General features: G+C 67.1%; 15 protein-coding genes and 1 pseudogene. 3 read left to right on the plus strand and 13 right to left on the minus strand.

Going from position 1 to position 14,557, the window contains the following annotated elements; translation table 11 throughout:
- Positions 1–25 precede the first annotated feature (25 nt).
- Entirely contained in the window at positions 26–592 is a 567-nt protein-coding gene (locus CQY20_RS30840) for an IlvD/Edd family dehydratase (protein WP_097944690.1), read from the plus strand.
- Between the two features lie 7 nt (positions 593–599).
- Here CQY20_RS30840 and CQY20_RS30845 read toward each other — a convergent pair whose 3' ends face one another.
- The 11 genes from CQY20_RS30845 to CQY20_RS30895 all read right to left on the minus strand — a co-directional run bounded on the left by CQY20_RS30845 (position 600) and on the right by CQY20_RS30895 (position 10,335).
- On the minus strand, positions 600–1,760 hold the full coding sequence (locus CQY20_RS30845; protein WP_097944692.1) for an LLM class flavin-dependent oxidoreductase: 1,161 nt from the start codon (positions 1,758–1,760) through the stop codon (positions 600–602).
- A 30-nt stretch (positions 1,761–1,790) separates the two neighbouring features.
- The gene (locus CQY20_RS30850) at positions 1,791–2,276 is read right to left on the minus strand and encodes a DUF456 domain-containing protein (protein WP_097944694.1); all 486 of its coding nucleotides are present in this window, start codon (positions 2,274–2,276) and stop codon (positions 1,791–1,793) included.
- On the minus strand, positions 2,273–2,788 hold the full coding sequence (locus tag CQY20_RS30855; RefSeq protein ID WP_097944696.1) for an ester cyclase: 516 nt from the start codon (positions 2,786–2,788) through the stop codon (positions 2,273–2,275). The genes CQY20_RS30850 and CQY20_RS30855 overlap by 4 nt, the downstream gene beginning before the upstream one ends.
- On the minus strand, positions 2,788–3,531 hold the full coding sequence (locus CQY20_RS30860; protein WP_097944698.1) for a methyltransferase domain-containing protein: 744 nt from the start codon (positions 3,529–3,531) through the stop codon (positions 2,788–2,790). Before CQY20_RS30860 ends, CQY20_RS30855 begins: the two co-directional genes overlap by 1 nt.
- Positions 3,532–3,552: 21 nt before the next feature.
- Positions 3,553–4,251: a haloacid dehalogenase type II gene (locus tag CQY20_RS30865; protein WP_097944716.1), complete on the minus strand. Its 699-nt coding sequence runs from the start codon at positions 4,249–4,251 to the stop codon at positions 3,553–3,555.
- Between the two features lie 5 nt (positions 4,252–4,256).
- Complete coding sequence (locus CQY20_RS30870; protein ID WP_097944700.1) at positions 4,257–5,222, minus strand: NADPH:quinone oxidoreductase family protein; 966 nt, start codon at positions 5,220–5,222, stop codon at positions 4,257–4,259.
- A gap of 7 nt (positions 5,223–5,229) precedes the next feature.
- Entirely contained in the window at positions 5,230–6,096 is an 867-nt protein-coding gene (locus CQY20_RS30875; RefSeq protein WP_097944702.1) for an SDR family oxidoreductase, read from the minus strand.
- A gap of 74 nt (positions 6,097–6,170) precedes the next feature.
- The gene (locus CQY20_RS30880; RefSeq protein WP_097944704.1) at positions 6,171–7,589 is read right to left on the minus strand and encodes an aldehyde dehydrogenase family protein; all 1,419 of its coding nucleotides are present in this window, start codon (positions 7,587–7,589) and stop codon (positions 6,171–6,173) included.
- Positions 7,590–7,685: 96 nt separating this feature from the next.
- The gene (locus CQY20_RS30885; protein ID WP_097944707.1) at positions 7,686–8,618 is read right to left on the minus strand and encodes a class I SAM-dependent methyltransferase; all 933 of its coding nucleotides are present in this window, start codon (positions 8,616–8,618) and stop codon (positions 7,686–7,688) included.
- Positions 8,619–8,667: 49 nt separating this feature from the next.
- Positions 8,668–9,615, minus strand: coding sequence for a class I SAM-dependent methyltransferase (locus CQY20_RS30890; protein WP_097944709.1), 948 nt, complete (start codon positions 9,613–9,615; stop codon positions 8,668–8,670).
- Positions 9,616–9,699: 84 nt separating this feature from the next.
- Positions 9,700–10,335 (minus strand): TetR/AcrR family transcriptional regulator, encoded by a 636-nt coding sequence (locus tag CQY20_RS30895; protein ID WP_097944711.1) that lies wholly within the window; start codon positions 10,333–10,335, stop codon positions 9,700–9,702.
- Positions 10,336–10,504: 169 nt separating this feature from the next.
- Between CQY20_RS30895 and CQY20_RS30900 the strand changes: the two genes are divergently transcribed.
- Positions 10,505–11,071 carry a TetR/AcrR family transcriptional regulator gene (locus CQY20_RS30900; protein WP_097944713.1) on the plus strand — a complete coding sequence of 189 codons (567 nt, stop codon included), beginning with the start codon at positions 10,505–10,507 and terminating at the stop codon, positions 11,069–11,071.
- Positions 11,064–13,226 (plus strand): FUSC family protein, encoded by a 2,163-nt coding sequence (locus CQY20_RS30905; RefSeq protein WP_097944715.1) that lies wholly within the window; start codon positions 11,064–11,066, stop codon positions 13,224–13,226. The genes CQY20_RS30900 and CQY20_RS30905 overlap by 8 nt, the downstream gene beginning before the upstream one ends.
- 11 nt (positions 13,227–13,237) lie before the next feature.
- Here CQY20_RS30905 and CQY20_RS30910 read toward each other — a convergent pair.
- Positions 13,238–14,208: pseudogene (locus CQY20_RS30910) on the minus strand (pirin family protein).
- A 94-nt stretch (positions 14,209–14,302) separates the two neighbouring features.
- Positions 14,303–14,557 (minus strand): IS30 family transposase (locus CQY20_RS30915; RefSeq protein WP_109789712.1); only part of this gene is annotated, 255 nt, incomplete at its 5' end.

Raw genomic sequence — 14,557 nt, forward strand, 5'->3', positions numbered from 1 at the left:
CAAGCATCCTCAGTAACGCGCCACGGTGGTCCCATCCCCCTGGCAATCAGGTGGTCCCATCACCCTGGCAAGCGACAGTTGCATCGTGAAACTTGGCCAGCGGGACCGCGCCCTCACCTTCACTGGACGAGCAAAGGTCTATACCGAACAGGTACGGGCGATCTCCGATCTGGGCGCTGGTGCTCTGGCGGAAGGGGACGTTGTGGTGCTGCGCGGACTCGGTCCGCGTGGCGGTCCGGGTGTGGCTTCGGCCTCCTGGTTCACTGCCGCACTCAACGGATCGTCGTTGGCGAACAAGATCATGATCGTCACGGACGGCCAGCTTTCAGGGCTGAACAGCGGCATCGTGGCCGGCCAGGTGACCCCGGAAGCATTCGCGGGCGGACCCATCGCGCTTGTCGAGGACGGCGATGAAATCACCCTCGATGTCGCGGCGCGCACCCTCACCCTCAACGTGGACGAGGAGGAGTTGGCCCGCCGAAAGGCGCGTTGGACGGCACCGCCAATCACCGAGACGGGTTATTTGGCGCAGTACGCGCAACTGGTCCAGCCCCTTTCGAAAGGAGCCGTCCTAGCGGAGCGCCGTTTCTGACTACCCGCTAGAAACGTTTTTCGGACTCGTACTTCTTCGTCATGTGGTCGATCGCGCTGAGCGCGGACTGGGCGAGGCCTTCGCGCACGCCGCTGGCGCGTGCGGCCGCGTCGAGCGTGGGCTGCGCCTGACCCTGGAAGTGCGGAATAACCTCTGCGGCAAAGAGTTCCGCTGATCGCTTCGTCGCGGCGGGGTTGGCCCATTCGTGGCCCATCTGCAGCATGCAGCCGAATCCGCCGGACTGATCCCAGAGCCGCTGCACCTGTGCCCTGGCTGCTTCCGGTGTGCCGATCACCCCGGCGCCTGCGTCGTTGATGATGGTGATCATCTCGTCGATCTGGTCGCCGGGCATCGTCATCTGCGGGAACGCCGCGACCTTCTGGAAGTACCTGAACCACGGCTCGATCCCGAAACGCACGTCGGCGCGCGCCTGTTCGTCGGTTTCGGCGATGTGCATCGGGCACACCAGCGACCAGTTCCTGCGGTCGACGGTCGTGCCGAACGCCGCGGCGCGTTCCTCGGCGATGCCCCAGTGGTAGGCGAGCGCGTCGAATCCCTCCACGACCAGCGTGGCGCCGATGGACAGCAGCCCGATGCCGTGCTTGCCTGCCAGACGCGCACCCGTCGGCGACGCGACGGCCGCCACTGCGAGTGGAATGCCGCTCTCAGCGTACGGCGCGAGTTGCAGTCGCGCGTCGTGCAATTCGTGCGTCGCGGTCTTGGCGGTGACCGTCTCGCCGGCCAGCAGCCGCACCAGGATGTCGAGGTTGGTCTCGAGCAGCTCCCTGGTGTCGGTCGGCGACAGGCCGATCATCGACGAGTCTGTCGGCAGCGAGCCCGGGCCGACGCCGCCGATGATCCGGCCGTGCGTCAAATGGTCGAGCAGCATCAACCGGTCGGCCGCCCACAGCGGGTTGTGGTACGGCAGCGAGATGACGCCCGTGCCGAACCGGATCCGCTTGGCGCGTTCCGCGGCAGCGGCGATGAACACCTCGGGTGAGCTGATGATCTCGCTGCCCGCCGAGTGATGCTCGCCGATCCACGCCTCGTCGAAGCCGAGCCTGTCGAGGTGCTCGATGAACTCCAGGTCGCGCTGCAGGGCCAGCGTCGGGTTGGTGCCAGCGCGGTGGAACGGTGCGATGAAATAACCGAAACGGAGCTTGGCCATCAACCGAACCTAGCCACATCCGCTGCGTTATTACTGCGTTATGTACACCCCGAACGCCCATGCGGCGGTGGCGAGCAGTGCGCCGGTCAGTTCGATGAAGATGGACAACGCCACGCCTTTGAGCGCGTGTTTGGTCGACGTCCACGCCGCGCGCTGGTCATGCCGATTGGCCAACTCGGCCAGGTAGATGCCTGCGACGAATCCGATGAACAGGCCCAGCACCGGGATGACGAAGAAGCCGATGATGCCGAGCACTCCGCCGAGCACGAGGCTTGATGTGCGGACCTCGGCCGCGCGCATCCGTTTCACCGGCCAGGTGTACTTGATGATCGTGCTGATGCCGATGAGCGCCGCGGCGACGCCGAAGATCACCCACGCGGTCGCGTTGTTCTCGACGAACGCCCACACCAGAATCGCCGCCGCGACCAGGAGCGCACCGGGCAGGATCGGTACGACGATGCCGATGAGCCCGACGAGAATGGCGAGCGCGACGAGGACGATTCCGCCGGTGCTCACCGCATCAGCGTATTGCTCGGCAGCGAGGGGTCGCGCACTTTGTGCGCGGTTTCGGCGCCTGCGACGGGAAGGCCGTCGGGCTTCAGCAGCCCGATCTGAACCAGCACACTGGCCTGATCCCAGTAGATGTGCTCGTGGGCGAGCTTGTCGCCCTCGAACTGGACGATCGCGACCAACGGGACCTCGACCCTGCGCCCGGTCGGTTCGACGCCGGGCAGCATCCAGTCGATCACCGTCGTGTGCGTGAATCGCGCGATCAGCTCGTCGACGACGGAACTCTCGCCGACGGTCCGGCTGACCGGAACCAGCTCGAAATCGGGTGGGTTCACCCCGATGAAATGGTTGGCGTAGAAGTCGCGCAGCGCATCGAACCCGACGCCGCCGGTCATGGTGGGGATGTGGTTGACATACGGCTGCGCCACCATCGTTGCCATCGTCGCGTCGACGTCGCGGGTCTCGAACTCGTAGCCGCAGTGGGCATCCCACAGTGCAGCAAGGTCACGTTCTGCCATCAGGGCTTCTTGCCTCGCACCCACTGGAAATTGCCGACGGTCTTGCTGCGCACGCCGGCCAGCCCCAGTTCCTCGAAGATGTCGCCCAGTTCGTCTTCGCGGAAGACGCGGGCGCCGCCGTTGGGCAGCCAGCGGAACACCTCACCGATGCGGCCTGCGGTCGGCACCATGATCGCGACCCGGCCGCCGGGCTTGAGCACTCGCGCGATCTCCGCCAGCGCCGCCTCGGGTTGCGGGATCAGTTGCAGCACCGCCACCGAGATCGCCGCGTCGGCGGTTTCGTCGCGCAGCGGCAGCTTCTGCGCGTCGGCGTGCAGGAAGCCGACGTTGGGTCCGGCCGCCGCTTTGACCGCGCGCGCCAGCATGGGTTCGGAGATGTCGACGCCGATGGCCAGGCCGTCTGGGCCTACAGCGCGGCCCAGCGACGCGGTGACGTTGCCCGGCCCGCTGCCGACGTCGAGCGCGACGCCGCCGGCCGGGATGTTCAGCCAGTCGATCGGCAACTGCCACGCGCTGAGCACCCGCCGCGCGAACGCCTGCGCGTTGTCGTAGAGCATCGAGCCGACCCCGGACGCCCACACGGCCTGGATCGCGCCGGTGTTCTTCGGAGGCGCGGCCGCGCCTTCGTCGCCGAGCAGATCGAGGTAGCCCTTGCTGACGTCGGGATTGGCCGGCGGGTCGATGAGCAGGTCCAGCGCCCGACGCAACGCGGGCGGCAGATCGGTGGAGACTCGATCGGTCATGGTTTCACCGTACGCCGCTTCTCAGGCGCCGAGGCGATCAGCGAGATCCAGAAAATCCGTTGCGGTGAAGTCGAACTCGCCGTCGTCGACGCGGTCCGGTTGCTGATCGGGCCCGTGCTCGCGGGGCCGCGCGACATACGCAGTCATCAGCCCGTTGGCGCGCGCGGCCCGCAGGTCGTTGGGGTGGGCGGCGACCAGCATCAGCTGCGCGGGCTGCACACCGAGCAGGTCGGCGCAGCCGAGGTAGGCCTCCGCGTCCGGTTTGTAGTGGCGGAACAACTCCGCCGAGATCACGCAGTCCCACGGCAGGCCCGCGCGTTTGGCCATGTTGGTCAGCAGCGAGACGTTGCCGTTCGACAGCGTGGTGATGACGAACCGTCGCTTGAGCCGGGTCAGCCCCTCGACGCTGTCGGGCCATGGGTCGAGCCGATGCCACGCCCGGTTGAGGTGGTTGACGTCGTTGTCGGCAACCTCGACCCCGGCCGCGGCGAGCATTTCGACCAGCGCCATGCGGTGCAGGTCGTCGATGCGCGTCCACGGCAGCTCGCCGCGACGCACCCGGTCCATCGCGGGGGCGTACCCGCCGCGCCACTCGTCGGCGAACGCGGCCCAGTCCCGCGAAATGCCGTGCTCAACACCGAATTCAGTGAGTTCGCGGATGACGCTGGAGCGCCAGTCGACGACGGTGCCGAACACGTCGAACGCTAAAGCCGTCGGCATCGTCGTCATCGCGGTTCCAGCACGACCTTGCCGAGCACCCCGCCGTCGGCCAGACACTGCAGCGCCGCGCGGCCCTCCGACAGCGGGAACCGCATCGGCGGCGGTGGCCGCAGCCCCGACTTGACCAGCTGCTCGACCCCGAACGCAAACACCGACTGCGAACCGGGGTTTCGGTTGACGTACTCGCCGTATCCGACGCCGACGACGCTGACGTTACGCAGCAGCAGCCGGTTGACCTTGACGGTGGGAATGCCGCCAGCGGCGAAGCCGATCACCAGCAGCCGCCCCTCGGTGTCAAGCGCGCGGATGGCGTCGTCGAACGCGTCGCCACCGATCGGGTCGACCACCAGGTCGACGCCGCGGCCGTCGTTGTGTTGCTTGACCGCCTCCAGCCACCCGTCCGTCAGCGGCAGCACCACGTCGGCGCCCAGCGACCGCACGAAATCCATCGCGTTCGGGCGATGCACCATCGCGATCACCCTGGCGCCCAACGCCTTCGCGATCTGCACAGCCGCAGTGCCGACGCCGCCGGCCGACCCGAGCACGAGCACCGTCTCGCCATGGCGCAGCGCGCCGCGCTTGGCCAGCGCGAAGTACATCGTCTGGTAATTGCCCAACAGGGCGACGGCCTCGGCGTCGTCGAGGTCGTCAGGGGTCGGCGTCAGATTCTGGGAAGGCACCGCCACCTGTTGGGCCCAGCCGCCCAGCATCGCCAACGCCGTAACCCGTTGCCCAGGCTTGAATTCCGAGTCGTACGGCGCTGAGCGAACCACCCCGGCGACCTCCATGCCGGGGATGAACGGCGGCTCCAACCGCATCTGGTATTCGCCGCGCAGCAGCAACAGGTCGGGGAAGCTGACCCCGGCCGCGCCGACGTCGACAACTATCGCGTCATCACCACCGACGTCGTCGACATCGGTGTAGTCCAGCCCGGCCGGCCCGGAAAGTTCCCGCGCGACAAGCGCTTTCATGGACTGCTCAGCCGAGGCTGAACGTGGCCCGCTGCGCCGCCGACAGGTCGGTGATCTCGCCCCACTTGGCCGCGACGTCGGCGACCGACGGCACACCGCCGGTGAACGTGACGCCCTCGTTCTGGAACAGGGCCACCCGCTGCACCTTGCCGCCGCCGACGATGAAAACCGATGCGGTTTCCTCGACTTCCTCGCTCATCAGGTGGGCCACCACCGGGGCGACGTATTCCGGGGTGAGCTTCTCGAACACCTCGGGCGGCAGAATGTCCTGCGTCATGCGGGTGGCCGCGATCGGCGCCACGGCGTTGGTCTTGATGTTGTACTTGGCGCCTTCCTGGGCCAGCGTGTTGATCAGCCCGACCAGACCCAGCTTGGCCGCGCCGTAGTTGGCCTGCCCGAAGTTGCCGAACAGGCCGCTCGTCGAGGTCGCGACGACAACCCGCCCAAAGCTGTTCTCACGGAAGTGCGGCCAGGCGGCGCGCAGCACGTTGTAGCCGCCGTAGAGGTGGACCTTGAGCACCGCGTCCCAGTTCTCGTAGGTCATCTTGTGGAACGTCCCGTCCCGCAAGATGCCCGCGTTGCTCACCACACCGTCGACCCTGCCGAACTCCTCGAGGGCGGTCTTGATGATGTTCTCGGCGCCTTCGGGTTCGGCGACGCTGTCGTAGTTGGCGACGGCGCGCCCACCGGCGTCCTTGATCTCCTTGACCACCTCGTCGGCCATGTTGTGACCGGCGCCGGTGCCGTCGCGCGCACCGCCGAGGTCGTTGACGACGACGCTGGCGCCCTCCTTGGCAAGCTCCAGCGCGTACACGCGTCCCAGCCCACCTCCGGCTCCGGTGACGACGATGACGCGATCCTGCACTCCTGGCACTGGTTTTCCTTTCTAGCTGTGCTCATCCCCGGGGCGTCCCCTGCGCTGCGCGCGTGGGCCCAACACGCCTGCCCCTAGAAAAGGCGTTTGGCGAGCTTCAATGCCTTCTCTGTATACGGGGGATAGATGAAGGCTCCGACGTCGGGGCGGGTCGGCTTCGTCATCACCGTCTTCTTATGACTGAACTGCTCGAAGCCGAACCTGCCGTGGTAGGCGCCCATGCCGGACGGTCCGACGCCGCCGAAGGGCAGCTTGTTGGTCGCGAAGTGGAACAGCAGGTGGTTGATCACCATGCCGCCCGCGGACACCTCTTTGATCACGCGCTCGCGGACCTGCTTGGCCTTGGTGAACAGGTACGCCGCCAGTGGCTTGGGCCTGGCGTTGACGAATTTGATTGCGTCATCGAGGGATTGAACGGTCACGACGGGAAGGATCGGCCCGAAGATCTCGTCGGTCATCAGCGGTTCGGCCGGATCGGGATCGACGACCACGGTCGGTTGGATGCTGATCTTGGACTCGTCGGAGCCGCCGCCAACCGCGATGGTGCCCTTGGTCGCCGCCAGCGCAGACGTCAGCCGGTCGAAGTGACGCTTGTTGACAATCCGCTTGCCGCTTGGGTTTTCGGCCTCGAAAGTGGTGACCGCGTCCTTGATCTTGTCGACCAGTTCGTCACGGATCGCCGCGTCGGCCAGTACATAGTCGGGCGCTATGCAGATCTGGCCGGAGTTGATCAGCTTGGTCCACGCGATCCGCTTGGCCGCGACTTCGATGTCGGCGTCGGCGGCCACGATCACCGGGCTCTTACCGCCCAGTTCCAGCGTGACCGGCGTCAGGTGCGGTGCGGCACCTTCATACACCTTGCGGCCGATCTCGGTGCCACCTGTGAAGCAGATGTGGTCGAAGCCCTGCGCGATGAGTTCCTGGCTCACCGAGCCGTCGCCCTCGACGACGGCGACCGCGTCGCTGTCGAGATACTTCGGCACCAGCTCGGCCATCAGCGCGCTCGAGGTCGGGCAGACCTCCGAGGGCTTGAGGACGACGGTGTTGCCCGCCGCGATGGCGCCGACCGCCGGGCCGAGCGTCAATACGAACGGGAAGTTCCACGCGCCGATCACCAGCACGGTGCCGTACGGCTCGTACTCGATCCAGCCGCGGCCGGGCAGTTGGCTCAACTCCAGCAGGCGGTATCGCCTGCGGGTCCACTTCTTGACGTTCTTGGCGGCGTCCTTGGCCTCGCCAACGGTGCTGGCGATGTCGGCGAGCCAGGCCTCGAACCGGTTACGGCCGAGGTCCTGCTCGAGCGCGGCGGCCACCGCTTCCTCGTTCTCGGTCATCATCTTCGCGATGGCCAGCAGCTGCTGCTTACGCCAATCGATGCTGCGAGTACGGCCCGAGGCGAAGGTGGCACGCAGCCGTTCGACGATTGCCGGGATGTCAGGTGCGACGGGCGCGGGGACCGCGGGTGCGGCCGGTGAAATCGAATCGGCGGTCATGGTGGAGTCCCTTCCTGACCCGAGGCGCAGCAATCTGCGCGCCCCATGTGCGCCCGATCCTAACCAACCGGTTGGGCCGCCATGTAGGGCCCGAAGTCACGACCGCCCGGCAGTGACGAACGTGGCGAACGCCTCGTCGTCGGCGTCGGCCAACTCGACCGCGCGACCGACCCGTGCCATCTCGTCCTGCGAGGACACCGCGGTGGCGCGCCAGCCGTGCGCATTCAGCCAGTCCGTGACGTCGGCGCGGTCGGGGTCGTTGTACATCAACTCCGACACGTTGAACTCGCGCTCGAAACCGAGTTCGGCGGCGACTTTCTCGAACCGCGCCTGCATTCGCGCGCGACGCTCCTCGGAGGTGACGCCGACGGTCTCCACGGCGATCCGGCTGCCGCGGGCGCTGAGCCCGGTGAGCCGCTCGAAGAGAAGGTCCTGTGCGTCAGCGGGCAGATACATCAACAACCCCTCAGCCAGCCATGCCGTCGGCTGAGTGGGGTCGAAGTCGTTGTCGCGCAACGCTTTCGGCCAGTCCTGCCGGAGGTCGATCGGCACCTGATGCAGGGTCGCGCGGGGTTTGACGTCGCTGGCGGCCAGCGTGGCGGCCTTGTACTCGAGCACCTTGGGCTGGTCGATCTCGAACACGGTGGTGCCGTCGGGCCAGTTCAGTCGGTAGGCCCGCGAGTCCAGGCCGGAAGCCAGGATCACCACCTGGCGGATGCCCGCCGCGGCGGCCTTGGTGAAGTGCTCGTCGAAGAAGTGGGTGCGCACCGCTTGGTAGCTGCGCATGTGCTCGAAGATCGCGGCGATCTCCGGGTCGATCGCGGCGGCCCGCTCCACCACCTTCTCGTCGAGCATCTGTGTCCACATACCCTCGCCTGCGCCTTCGACCAGCATCTTGGCGTAGGGGTCGCGGATCAGCGCGTCGTCTCGCTCCGTCTCCGCGGCGCGGGCGGCGGCCACCATGACCGCGGTGGTGCCGACGCTGGTCGCGATGTCCCACGTGTCGTCGTGGCTACGGAGTGAACTCATGGCGTCTCCTCGTCCTGCCCGGCGCGCACCGCGCGCCACACCCTCAGCGCTAGTCCCGCTCGGCACGCACCAGCGCGCTCGATGAAATCTCCTCGGCCTCGTAGTCGGGCACCGGCCGTCCCAGCCGGGTCATCTCGACCTCACTGGGCACCACCTCGACGCGCCAGCCGTGCCCGGCCAGCCACTCGGCGGCGTCCGAACGGTCCGCGTCGGCGTAGGTCAGGGTGTCGACGTCGATGTCGATGCCCGACAGCGCCCGTATCCGCGCGGTGCGCTCCCGCCGGGCGATCCGGTCCTGTTCGGCCTGCTCGGACAGGTCCATGCTGAACGCCTCGACCGCAATCCGGCTGCCCGCGGCGCTGTGGGCGGTGACGAGTTCGAACAGCCGATCCTGGGCGTCGGCCGGAAGATACGGCAGCAGGCCCTCGGCCAGCCACGCCGTCGGCTGAGCGGCGTCGAATCCGGCCTCGATCAGGGCCGCAGGCCAGTCGTCGCGTAGATCGACACCCACCGGGACCCGGCGGGCCCGCGGCTCGGCGCCGTGCGCGTCCAGGGTGGCGGTCTTGTAGTCCAGCACCTTGGGCTGGTCGATTTCGAAGACGGTGGTGCGCGCGGGCCAGTCGAGGCGATAGGCGCGCGAGTCAAGGCCCGCCGCGAGGATCACCACCTGGCGGACGCCCGCCCGCATCGCGGCCTGGAAGAACTCGTCGAAGTAGTGCGTGCGCACGGCCTGGTAGTCGCGCGACATCTCGTGCAGCCTGCGGAAGTCCTCGTCCTCGGCGAGCCAGTCGGGATCGCTGCTGGCCATCTGCGCCCACTTCGGACCGGCGGCCGCGACGAGCAGGTAGGCGAAATCGTCGCGAATGAGGGCGTCGGGTCGGGCGGTTTCGACGGCGCGGGCGGCGGCGACGCCCAACGCGGTGGCCCCGACGCTTTCGGTGATTTCCCAGGTGTCACCCTCGGAGCGAACCGAGGTGACCTCGTGCAGATCAGTCATTTAATCGTCATGCTACAGAATAGTTAGCTGATCTATACGGTCCTGTGGCAGACCTCACCCCGACGGGGACATCGATCGGCAGCGCTATTCGGCGATCTTCCAGAGCTTGTTGGCCAGCAGCAGTTCGAGCTTGTCGACGATGGACTCGAGTTCCTTGTGCGAGCCGACGTAGCCGGCGTAGAAGCCCATCCCCCACATCACCGCGACGAGCATCTCGACGAGCTGCGGGACGTCGGTGTCGGTTTTCAACTCGCCCTTCTCGATCGCGTCGTTGACCGCCCACGACACGAATGCCCGCGAGTTGCGCATCGAGTCGTGCTCGTCGCTGCGCAGTTCTGGATGGCGCTGACCTTCCAGCACCGAGGTCACGAGAAATGCTGCGGCCGAACGGTCTTCACTGTCGGCCTGCATGGCCGCCGAGAAGAACGCCGAAAGTCGGCCGAGCAGCGTGGTCTGACTCTGCGCGCGTTGCATGCCCGCGGCGAAGACAATCGCATTGGTCTGCTCCACCACTTCTCGATACAGCAACCGCTTGTTCGCGAAGTAATGGTTGATCGCAGGCCGCGTCAAATCCGCACGGATTGCAATGGCCTGAAATGTGGCTGCGTCGTAGCCCAATTCGCTGAATACTTCACGCGCTGCGCGCAGAATGCGCTCACGTGTCTCGGCAGCTTTCGCTGCTGGTGGACGTCCTGGCCCCCGGCTTGCCGTATGCGGCATGGTCAATATCTTGCCATACGATCAGGCAAGCCTATGCACAAGTTTGGTATTGACCGTCGGGTCAGCAAACGACGCGCAAATCCTGCTCAATTCGATGACCGTGCGACTGATTTCTCAGCGAATGTCCGACCACGCTCCGCATTCGTTTTTTGGGGCTATCGTCCGTCCCATGGCCAGCATCGTTTCGCGGGAGGCCTACTTCGAAGCGGGCCTCGACGTGCTGTCTGACCTGGGCTACGGCGGCCTGAAGTTGGCGGAGGTGTGCAACCGCCTCGGGGTGACGACCGGCTCGTTCTATCACTACTTCTCCAGCTGGCCCGCCTTCACCCGCGAACTCTTGGACAACTGGGTGAAAGAGCGGACGGTCAACGTCATCGAATTCTTGCGGAACGAAACCGACCCGCGCCGCCGCATCGACAACCTCATTCAGGTCGGCCTGCACCTCCCGCACGGCGCCGAAGCCGCGATCCGGGCGTGGAGCTCGATCGACCCGGAGGTCTACGACATTCAGGTCAAGGTCGACCAGCAGCGGTTCGACATCATGTACTCGTCTGCTATGGAGTTGCTGTCGGACCATCACCAAGCCGAGCTGTTCGCCCGGTGGGCGGTGTATCTGTTGGTCGGCTATGAACAGGCCACGCTGCCGCGCGACCCGGCCGCGCTGGAGTGGATCGCCAAACAACTCACAGACACGCTCGACAGCGGTCGATTCGCTTCTGTCCCCACGGATGAGTAGCGCGCCTGCCGGCGTCATGCGCCGCGCGCTCGATCGCATCCGTGCGCGCGACCCCGAATTCGATGCGCTGCGACGGGCGCTGCGCGCCGCGGTGATCGTGCCGTTGGCAGCGGCGGTGAGCTTCACCATCGCGGGCAATTCGCAGACGCCGTTGTACACCCTCTTCGGGTCGTTCGCGTTGATGGTGCTGGCGGATTTTCCCGGCAACCGCCAGGTTCGCGCCGTCGCCTATGCGGGCTTGGGCTTCAACGGTGCGGTGCTGATCACACTGGGCACGCTGGTGGCACCACATGCGTGGCTGGCGGTCACGTTGATGTTCGTGCTGGGCGTGATGGTCACGTTCTCCGGCGTCCTCAGCGAGACGATCGCGGCCGGTCAGCGCCCGACTCTGCTGACGTTCGTGCTGCCCGCCTGCACGCCGCCGGGCCCGGTGGACGAACGGCTGCTGGGTTGGGCAATTGCGCTGGCCATCTGCGTTCCCGCCGCGCTGTTTCTGCTGCCGCCGCGCCACCACGGCGAGCTGCGCCGCCGCGCGGCCGAGGCGGTCGCCGCGCTGGCCGATCGCCTCGAGGGCAAGGCCACCCGCAATGACGTCGCCGCGGCGATGCTCGCGCTGCGGGAGAGCTTTCTCGGCGCGGCCTATCGACCGGTCGGGTTGTCGGCGGGCAGCCGGGCGCTGGTGCGAGTGGTCGAGGACCTGGAGTGGCTCGCCGAACGGGTGAGCGACGAGGCGGGCCCGGCGCTGCGCGACATGCAGGAGCCGGGCATCCGGGTGTTGCAGTGTGCCGCGGCGGTGCTGCAGCAGACCCGGGCGGCCGACCGCACGGCTGTACGCGCCGACCTGGAGGCGGCACTTCTGCGGTTGCGCTCCGTCGCGCGCGGCCGCTACCGGCAGGACGTCGAGGCGATCCTTGGCGCGCCCGACGACGCGTCCGCCGTCGCGCTGGGCCACCAGCTGTTGAACCGTCGCACGATCGCCGCGTCGATAGGGGCCACCGGCCGGGTGATCGCCGCGGCCGCCGCCGCCGACGCGCGCCCGGTGTGGGCAAGGGCGTTGGGGCGCAGGCTGCCGCCGACGACGGCCACCGACCGGCTGGTTCCCGAAACCGCGGCGGTCACCAAGGTGGCTTCGGGATTTCTGGCCGGGCGCTCGGTCGTGCTGCGCAACGCCCTTCGCACCGGCATCGGTCTGGCGTTGGCGGTCACGGTCACGCACCTGTTTCCCGTGGAGCACGGCTTCTGGGTGGTGCTCGGCGCGTTGTCGGTGCTGCGCAGCAGCGCGCTCACCACCGGCACCACCACGCTGCGCGCCGTGGTGGGCACGGCGATCGGGTTCCTCCTCGGGGCGGTGCTGATCAGCATCGTCGGCGTCGACTCCTGGGTGCTGTGGGCGCTGATGCCGATCGTGGTGTTCGGCTCGGCGTTCGTGCCCGAGATCGCCTCGTTCACCGCGGGGCAGGCGGCGTTCACGATGATGGTGCTGATCTTCTTCAACCTGATCGTGCCGACCGGCTGGAGCGTCGGACTGATCCGGGTGGAGGACGTCGTCGTCGGCGCGCTCGTCGGCATGATGGTCTCGGTGCTGCTGTGGCCGCGCGGCGCCACGGTATCGGCGCAGGCGGCCGTCGAGGCGGCCCGCAACGTGTTCGCCGACTATCTGCAGACGGCCGTGCTGCGGATCACCCGCGGCGAGTACGAGCAGATGGCCGACAAATTGGCCGCGCTGAGCCACGACGCGATCGTTGCGTCCCGTGTCGCCGACGACGCTGTGCGGCAATATCTTTCGGAAGGCGGAGGCAAAACCGACGTTCGTGGGCCGATCGTACGGGCCTTCAACCGGGCGATCCGGGTGCGGGCCGCCGCCGACCTGATCACCGACATCCCGACCCCGCCGCCGCTCGGCTCCTACCCGCGGGCCCGCGAGGTGGTTGAATTCCACGCCAACGCAATTCGCGAGCGGTTGTCGGGCAACGCCGACATCGAACAGCCGTTGACACCGATCGGCGAGAATTTCGTGCTGGCGCTGCGCGCCGAAGCCGAAGACGGCGAGATGGCTGTGTCCGCGGCGCTGCCACTGGTCACCGCCGCGGCCGCGATCGGAGAGCTCGAACTGGTCTACCCGCTACCTGTGGAGGCGTCGTTGACCCACAGGTAGCTGTGGTCGCTCTACGAAACGCGGTGCGGCATCAGCGCATTCGGCGGGATCTGACCGAACCGGCCCGCGTTGTAATCCTCGAGCGCCTGCACCAGTTCGGCCTTTGAGTTCATCACGAACGGGCCGTAGGCGAACACCGGTTCGCGGATCGGCCTGCCGCCAAGGATGAGCACCTCCAGCGCAGGCCGACGCGACTCCTGCGTCGGCTCGGCCGAGATGGTGATCCGGTCGCCTTGCCGAACACCGCGAGCTGGCCCTCGTGGATCGGATGCGCCAGCGGGCCAACGGATCCGCGGCCGGACAGCACGTACACCAGCGCGTTGAAGTCGCGGTTCCACGGCGGGCTCAGGCGAGCACCGGGCTCGATAGTGCTGTGCGCCATGGTGATTGGGGTGTGCGTCGCACCGGGGCCGCGGTGGCCGTCGAGGTCCCCTGCGATCACCCGCACCAGCGCTCCGCCGTCGTCGGACGACAGCAGCTTGACGTGGTTGCCTTCGATCGCCTGGTACTTCGGCGTGGCGAACTTGTCCTTGCTCGGCAGGTTCACCCACAACTGAATGCCGTGGAAGAGGCCGCCGCTTTCGACCAGTTCGGCTGGCGGCGTTTCGATGTGCAGTATGCCCGAGCCCGCGGTCATCCACTGCGTGGCGCCGTCGGTGATCAGTCCGCCGCCGCCATGGCTGTCCTGATGGGCGAAGCGGCCGTCGATCATGTAGGTGACGGTTTCGAAGCCGCGGTGCGGATGCCAGTCGGTGCCCTTCGGCTCGCCGGGCTGGTATTCCACCTCGCCCATCTGGTCCATGTGCACGAACGGGTCGAGGTCTGCGGCGGGCACGCCCGCGAAGGCGCGCACGACCGGGAAGCCCTCGCCCTCGTAGCCGCGCGGTCCGGTGGTGATCGAACGGATGGGTCGTTCGGTGTCAGACGCCGCGGGCGGGGTCAGTCGCGCGAGTGTCAGGGTGTCAGCGGTGATGGCAGGCATGCCGACTAGAACCGGACCGCGGTCCGATTTGTTCCACGGGGATCATTTTCTCCTCGCGAGCAGACGCTAATGTTCGCACTGTCCTGGGGCGATTTCAGGCAGTGGATGCAACAGCGGGTGGTTTTGGCGGGTTTGAGAGTAGCTCGTCGAGGACTTCAGCGGGTTTCTTCCAGCCGAGGGTTTTGCGGGGTCGGGTGTTGAGTTGGGCGGCAACGTAGTCGAGGTAGTCGGCCGGGAACACTGATAGGTCGGTGCCTTTAGCAAAGTATTGGCGCAGCAGCCCGTTGGTGTTCTCGTTACTGCCGCGTTGCCATGGCGAGTGCGGATCGCAGAAGTAGATATCGAGCTC

Origin of the sequence: Mycolicibacterium agri (genome assembly GCF_002553505.1) — a bacterium.
GTDB classification, from domain to species: domain Bacteria; phylum Actinomycetota; class Actinomycetes; order Mycobacteriales; family Mycobacteriaceae; genus Mycobacterium; species Mycobacterium agri.

What these genes read in the sequence shown, in the direction of transcription:
- CQY20_RS30865 (WP_097944716.1), bottom strand. Translation starts at nt 4,251, where the DNA reads ATGCCGACGGCTTTAGCGTTCGACGTGTTCGGCACCGTCGTCGACTGG.
- CQY20_RS30890 (WP_097944709.1), bottom strand. Translation starts at nt 9,615, where the DNA reads ATGACTGATCTGCACGAGGTCACCTCGGTTCGCTCCGAGGGTGACACC.
- CQY20_RS30895 (WP_097944711.1), bottom strand. Translation starts at nt 10,335, where the DNA reads ATGCCGCATACGGCAAGCCGGGGGCCAGGACGTCCACCAGCAGCGAAA.
- CQY20_RS30870 (WP_097944700.1), bottom strand. Translation starts at nt 5,222, where the DNA reads ATGAAAGCGCTTGTCGCGCGGGAACTTTCCGGGCCGGCCGGGCTGGAC.
- CQY20_RS30905 (WP_097944715.1), top strand. Translation starts at nt 11,064, where the DNA reads ATGAGTAGCGCGCCTGCCGGCGTCATGCGCCGCGCGCTCGATCGCATC.
- CQY20_RS30845 (WP_097944692.1), bottom strand. Translation starts at nt 1,760, where the DNA reads ATGGCCAAGCTCCGTTTCGGTTATTTCATCGCACCGTTCCACCGCGCT.
- CQY20_RS30880 (WP_097944704.1), bottom strand. Translation starts at nt 7,589, where the DNA reads ATGACCGCCGATTCGATTTCACCGGCCGCACCCGCGGTCCCCGCGCCC.
- CQY20_RS30900 (WP_097944713.1), top strand. Translation starts at nt 10,505, where the DNA reads ATGGCCAGCATCGTTTCGCGGGAGGCCTACTTCGAAGCGGGCCTCGAC.
- CQY20_RS30885 (WP_097944707.1), bottom strand. Translation starts at nt 8,618, where the DNA reads ATGAGTTCACTCCGTAGCCACGACGACACGTGGGACATCGCGACCAGC.
- CQY20_RS30860 (WP_097944698.1), bottom strand. Translation starts at nt 3,531, where the DNA reads ATGACCGATCGAGTCTCCACCGATCTGCCGCCCGCGTTGCGTCGGGCG.
- CQY20_RS30855 (WP_097944696.1), bottom strand. Translation starts at nt 2,788, where the DNA reads ATGGCAGAACGTGACCTTGCTGCACTGTGGGATGCCCACTGCGGCTAC.